This window comes from Mycobacterium sp. 852002-51152_SCH6134967 (assembly GCF_001667105.1).
In the GTDB taxonomy this organism is placed as follows: domain Bacteria; phylum Actinomycetota; class Actinomycetes; order Mycobacteriales; family Mycobacteriaceae; genus Mycobacterium; species Mycobacterium neumannii_A.
The window spans coordinates 1-509 of the sequence record NZ_LZIK01000020.1 but is presented as its reverse complement, the minus strand read 5'-3'; the positions used below and the strand labels follow the sequence as shown (position 1 = coordinate 509).

At 61.5% G+C, this 509-nt stretch carries 1 protein-coding gene; it reads right to left on the bottom strand.

What is annotated here, in order from left to right:
* Positions 1–71 precede the first annotated feature (71 nt).
* On the bottom strand, positions 72–509 hold a 438-nt coding region (locus A5790_RS06575; RefSeq protein WP_197696725.1), incomplete at its 5' end, for an ABC transporter permease.

Genomic DNA, 509 nt, shown 5'->3' with positions numbered 1-509 from the left:
TGCGCGCCCCCCGAGTCAGGCGCGGATAGGTGCTGCGCAGAACTTGTACGGTTCCCATCGATAGCTCCCGATCAGCCCGTCGTCATCCGAATACCGATCGCGGTCACGACCACGTTGATCACGAACAACGCCATGAACGCATACACCACCGTCTCGTTGACCGCGTTACCGACCGCCTTGGCGCCACCACCGGTGATCGTCAACCCGCGAAAACACGCCACCAACCCGGCGATCAGACCAAACAACGCCGCCTTCACACACGAAATGATCACCTCAGGCACCCCGGTCAACAGCGTGATCCCGGCCGCGAACGCACCCGGGTTCACATCCTGGATGAACACCGAAAACGTGTAACCACCCAGGATCCCGATGATCACCACCAAACTGTTGAGCAGCAGTGCGACCAGTCCCGAGGCCAACATGCGCGGGGTCACCAAACGCTGGACCGGGTTGATGCCCAGCACCTCCATCGCATCGATCTCCTCGCGGATCGTGCGCGACCCCAGATC